We start from the raw sequence: 665 nt of genomic DNA, 5'->3' as shown, positions 1-665 counted from the left end.
CTGATCAATATTTTCGGAGGAATTACCCGTTGCGATGAGGTAGCGAAGGCGATTATTCAAGTCAAAGAAACCATGGATATTCAAGTTCCGCTGGTAATTCGACTGGTCGGCACCAACGAAGAAGCCGGAATAGCTCTTCTACGTGAACAGGGCATTGAGACTTATCGGAAAATTGACGAAGCAGTGGCCAAAGTTGTCGCCTTTGTTAAAGCGAAGGGAGCGTAGGAAGCATGGCAATTATTATTAATGAAACAACCAAGATTTTAGTCCAAGGCATTACAGGAAAACAGGGGCAGTTTCATACGTCTCAAATGCTGGCCAGCGGTAGCACGGTAATCGGAGGAATTTCCCCGGGCAAGGGCGGACAATTCGTACACGGTGTGCCTATTTATGACACTGTGGAAGAAGCCATGTTGGCTGAAAAAGCCGAGGCTTCCGTTATTTTTGTACCGGCAAAACAAGTCAAAGATTGTGCTTTCGAAGCCATCGACGGTGGAATCAAAACTCTGGTGATTATTACTGAACATGTGCCTTTACATGATGCCATGGAAATTATGGCCTTTGCAGAGAGCAAACAAGTGCAAATCGTTGGACCAAACACCTTTGGTCTGATTTCACCGAGCAAATCTAAGATCGGAATTATGCCTAACAGTATTTTCATCCCC

1 protein-coding gene and 1 pseudogene are annotated in these 665 nt (G+C 45.1%); both read left to right on the top strand.

Annotated features, from left to right (window positions below; all coding sequences use genetic code 11):
- Window positions 1–225: pseudogene (locus tag ACYQ3Q_RS28400) on the top strand (ADP-forming succinate--CoA ligase subunit beta); the annotation flags it as partial.
- Between the two features lie 5 nt (window positions 226–230).
- Window positions 231–665: CoA-binding protein (locus ACYQ3Q_RS28395; protein WP_459931737.1), on the top strand; the 435-nt coding region annotated here is incomplete at its 3' end.

Source organism: Desulfosporosinus burensis, from assembly GCF_054657535.1.
Note: the sequence above shows the minus strand (reverse complement) of the source record. Positions and strands in the feature narration are given on the sequence as shown.